The organism is Candidatus Neomarinimicrobiota bacterium (assembly GCA_022560655.1).
GTDB lineage: Bacteria > Fidelibacterota > Marinisomatia > SCGC-AAA003-L08 > TS1B11 > JADFSS01.
Window position 1 is genome coordinate 1 of sequence record JADFSS010000117.1, and the last position, 4,304, is coordinate 4,304.

4 protein-coding genes are annotated in these 4,304 nt (G+C 57.3%); all 4 read right to left on the bottom strand.

Translation table 11 applies throughout. The annotated features are described in order from the left end of the window. Positions 1-80 precede the first annotated feature (80 nt). On the bottom strand, positions 81-806 hold the full coding sequence (locus tag IH971_11005; GenBank protein ID MCH7498357.1) for an SDR family oxidoreductase: 726 nt from the start codon (positions 804-806) through the stop codon (positions 81-83). A 128-nt stretch (positions 807-934) separates the two neighbouring features. Further along, positions 935-2,112 (bottom strand): IS3 family transposase gene (locus IH971_11010; GenBank protein MCH7498358.1). Its coding sequence is split into 2 segments (ribosomal slippage): positions 935-1,848 and positions 1,848-2,112, totalling 1,179 coding nucleotides; the frame shifts between segments, so codons are not numbered across the junction. Between the two features lie 121 nt (positions 2,113-2,233). Continuing rightward, positions 2,234-3,325, bottom strand: a complete 1,092-nt coding sequence (gene carA / locus IH971_11015; GenBank protein MCH7498359.1) for a glutamine-hydrolyzing carbamoyl-phosphate synthase small subunit — start codon at positions 3,323-3,325, stop codon at positions 2,234-2,236. Next, positions 3,322-4,304: hypothetical protein (locus IH971_11020; protein MCH7498360.1), on the bottom strand; the 983-nt coding region annotated here is incomplete at its 5' end. The genes carA and IH971_11020, both read right to left, overlap by 4 nt.

Sequence of the window (4,304 nt, forward strand, 5' to 3'; positions counted from 1 at the left end):
GTTTCATGGAGAGATCGAGCGACAACAAAACCCCTGGCACAATCATCGGGGTCAGGTCATCGCTATGCCAAAGATTGCTACTAACTACGAGATTTGGAGTTCATAATGACGGGCATCCGAAACTTCCATGTACTCCAAAGCTCTGCATTCTCGATTAGCTCAGTCATGAATTGAGCAACATTAGATCGCGTGGTAGGACGGCCAGTAAAGATACCCGTGACTGGGGACTCTTTGATGTCGTAGGTCGAAACCTCGGCATCGATTAATGTGTCCGGGCGGACTATGCACCATTCGACGTGATTGTTCTCCTTACCCACTTTGCTACGCAGGTGCTCAGCCGCAGTCTCATTATCCCTTTGCGGAGGTACAGTGTAACGCAAGAGCGTAATCAGTACCCGTTCAATCCACGTCCGCTGCTCTCCGAGATCGGGATTCCGGACACCAACCGTGTTCATAAGAATGAATTTGGCAGGTATGGGTGGTCTATTCTTTTCGATCGCGTTACATAAACGTCGTGTCGCGTCTGTGCATAAATTTCGCGGTTTTCCAAATATTCCCTTGAAGTTCGGGTTATGTCCCAGGCACGAGGCAACGGTATCACAGTTCTTTACATGCTCTGCCAATTGCTCATCGGTCAAGTCGAGAACACTAGCCGTTATGACCGTCGTATTTGGATTTTCCAGAATCTCGGCGGTGAGGTTGTGAGACGAGCGGACAATAATGCGAACTCTGTGATTCTTGTCCAGCAACTGTTCCACCAGGGGCCGTCCCGTATTGCCCGTCGCTCCAACCACTAATATGGTCATCATTGGTGTCCTCTTTCGGTGCTAATGGATAACAGTGCACACAAGGTCATAAAACGTGATCTTGTATGTCGTCAAAGTAATATGGTTCAGTAGTGATCTTGCTACAAAAAAGTGGACACTGCTAGTAGTCATATTGCCTGGTTGAACTTCATGTTTTCATATTCGACCGGGGATCTGTATCCCAAGGTTGAGTGCTTCCTGGACCGGTTGTAAAAGCTCTCCATGTACTCGAACAGAGAGCGTCTGGCCTGCTCCCGGGTATGGTAGATTTCGTGATAGACCAGCTCCGTCTTCAAGGTATGGAAAAAACTCTCGGCTACAGCGTTGTCGTAGCAGTTACCCCGGCCGCTCATGCTCTGGATCGCCTTTGACCTGCTCAGCAGGGCAACGAACGGTTCGCAGGCATATTGTACGCCCCGGTCCGAGTGGAACACCAGGCCAGGCAGGGGTTGGCATCCTTTAACGGCCATCTCGAAGGCGGGGATAGTGGTGTCGGTGGCCTCCATCCGATCACTCATGGACCAGCCGACGATCTTGCGGTTGTAAAGGTCCATGACCACTGTGAGGTAGAGCCAGCCCGCCAGGGTGCGGATATAGGTGATATCCGAGACCCAGATCCGGTTGGGGGCTTCGGTCAGGAAGGTCTGCCTGAGCAGGTTCGGTGCAACCGCATGCTTGTGTTTAGAGTTAGTGGTGACCTTGAACTTTCTCCAGGCTCTGGCCCTGATATCGTGCTTGCGCATCATTCTGGCGACCGGCGGGCGGCTACAACTGTAGCCTTGGTCCTTTAGCTCAGCGGTGATGCGAGGGCTCCCGTAGCGGCCCCTGGTGGACTCGTAAATGCGCCGGATACTATCCAGCAGCAGACGGTTCTCGGCCGCCCGTTTACTTTCTCCTGATTGGTTCCAGCGATAGAATCCGCTCCGGCTTACGGCCAACGACCGGCACATCTTCTCCACGCCAAATGAGGAGCGGCAGTCATCGATAAACTGATACTTCATCGGGGTGTTTTCGAGAAAATGGCCAACGCTTTTTTTAAGATGTCGCGCTCCTCAGTGACGCTGGCCAGTTCACGTTCCAGTTTGCGCATCCGCTCATCCTCGGGATCGGCCAGGTGCCCCATGCCGGGGAAGGCGTCGCCTCTATTGCTCATATACTCGTTCTTCCAACGATAGAGCAGTTCAACCCGGATCCCCAGGTTCCGGGCCACCTCCACGGCCTTCCTGTTGCCATTGACCAACAGTTCCACCGCTTCCACCTTGAACTCCCGGGTGAACACCCGCCTGGTTCGTTTCTCCTCCATCATAGATACCTCCGTAGATCATGGTAATCTATGACTTCTTACACTGTCCACCAAAAGGTAGCAAGTTCAGGGCATTACGCAGTAAAGGGGGTGAGTGTCCTCTTGGCGGCTCTTGATTTGCTCTTCAGCCCCCCATCATCCCTACAAACTCCTCAAACAGATACGCCGCGTCATGCGGCCCCGGCGACGCCTCCGGGTGGTACTGCACACTGAAGGCCCGCTGCCCTTCCGCCCGTAGCCCTTCCACCGTGTCATCATTGAGGTTGACGTGGGTCAGCTCCAGCTCTCCCTTTATGGAATCGGCATCGACCGCAAAGCCGTGGTTCTGGCTGGTAATCTCCACTTTGCCGGTGGCCAGATTCTTGACGGGATGGTTAATGCCCCGGTGCCCGAACGGCAGCTTGTAGGTGGTCGCCCCCAGCGCCAGCGCCAGAATCTGGTGCCCCAGGCAGATGCCGAACATGGGCAGTTGGCCCAGCAGGTCCCCCACCGCTTCAATGGCGGGAGTCACCGCCGCAGGGTCGCCGGGACCGTTGGAGAGAATGATGCCGTCGGGCCGCAGGGCCAGGGCCTCTTTCGCGGGAGTGTTGGCAGGGACGACCGTAACGGCGCAGCCGAGGTTTTCCAACTTCCGCATAATGTTATACTTGATGCCAAAATCATACGCCACCACTCGAAATTTTCCTGCGCCATCGCCCCAGGTGTACGGCTTTGAGCAGGTGACGGCGCTGGCCAGATCGAGTCCCGTCATGTTGGGGGCGTCGCCCAAAAGCCGTTTCAGCGCCGCCTCATCAATCTCGCCGGAGGCAATGACGCCGTTCATGGCCCCTTCGCTGCGGATCATGCGCACCAGCATGCGCGTGTCGATGCCCTGGATGCCGACGATGCCGGCGTCAGTCAGGTAGTCGGGCAGGGTCTGGGTCATGCGGTGGTTGGAGGGGGTCGCTGTGCCGTCGCGCACAATGAAACCGGCCACCTGAATGCGGCTCGACTCCACATCCTCATCGTTGACGCCGTAGTTGCCAATGTGGGGATAGGTCATGGTGACGAGCTGCCCGGCGTAGGAGGGATCGGTCAGAATTTCCTGGTAGCCGGTCATGCCGGTGTTGAAGCAGACCTCGCCGGTGGCGCTGCCCAGCGCTCCGAAACTGAGGCCATCAAAGCGGGCGCCATTGGCCAGCAGCAGGGTCGCCGGTGAGAGTTCGGGATGCGTCACTCGCGGCCGCCGGGCGGTTGAGCAGTGAACCGCAGGAATCCTGTGAGCCGCCAGCCGATGATCAGGATCACGAAATAGATCAGGAAAATAACGATCGTCACCCAGTAGCCGGTGACAGAGTTGGCGAAGTAGGTGAACGGCAGGTTGAGCACGATCAGCAGGGGAAAGCCCACCAGCAGGGCCATGCCGCTGCCGTACACCAGGTCTTCGGCCACGGGAGTGTCGAATTCGGGGTCGGTGACCCGCACCAGCACCAGCCCCGAATTGATGGTGCCGGTCATATCGCCAAACACGCCGATGAAACGTTCGAAGTGATAGTCGTCGAACGCCCGGTACATCAGCCAGCGCACGTAGAAATAGGTGGCCAGGCCGCCGGAGAGGGAGATGAGCGCAATGGGTTGCCAGTAGCGCCAGACGACGGCGATGGAAATGGCGGCGATGGAAGCGGCCACGAGGTAGTCCATGAAAACGCCGGCTGAGCGGGTCATGAGGCCCTTGTCGATCAGGTAGCCGCGTCCCGCCATGTCGACCCCTTTGCGGAACAGCATGGAAACCACCGCCGCCAGAATAAAGTGGAACGACCACAGGGTCGCGGTGTACTCCTGCAGACCCGCGTCGATCATGAGACCGTTGAGCCCGTAGGTGATGGCGTAGGTGAAAAGGTAGAGCGCGCCGATTAGCCCCAGCTGAAACGCCATGGGCTCCATCGCCTCAGATGCAATGGTCAAGTTGCCGGCTGACCGCAGCGGTGGCGGCTCCTTCAACACACCGCGGCGCACGTCGTCGCTGATGGCATCGGCGCCTGAAATCAGAGTTGTCGTTCCTTTGGCGATGGCCCGGTTTACCAGCGGAATGCCGACAAAATAGGCGATGAGGAAGCCGATGGCCGCAAAAGTGAGGCCCACCACGCCGCCCCCGCTGAAACCGTAGGCCTCCCAACTGTTGCCCATGGTGTAGGCCAGTCCCGGCCCCATGCCGA

What these genes read in the sequence shown, in the direction of transcription:
- IH971_11005 (MCH7498357.1), bottom strand. Translation starts at nt 806, where the DNA reads ATGACCATATTAGTGGTTGGAGCGACGGGCAATACGGGACGGCCCCTG.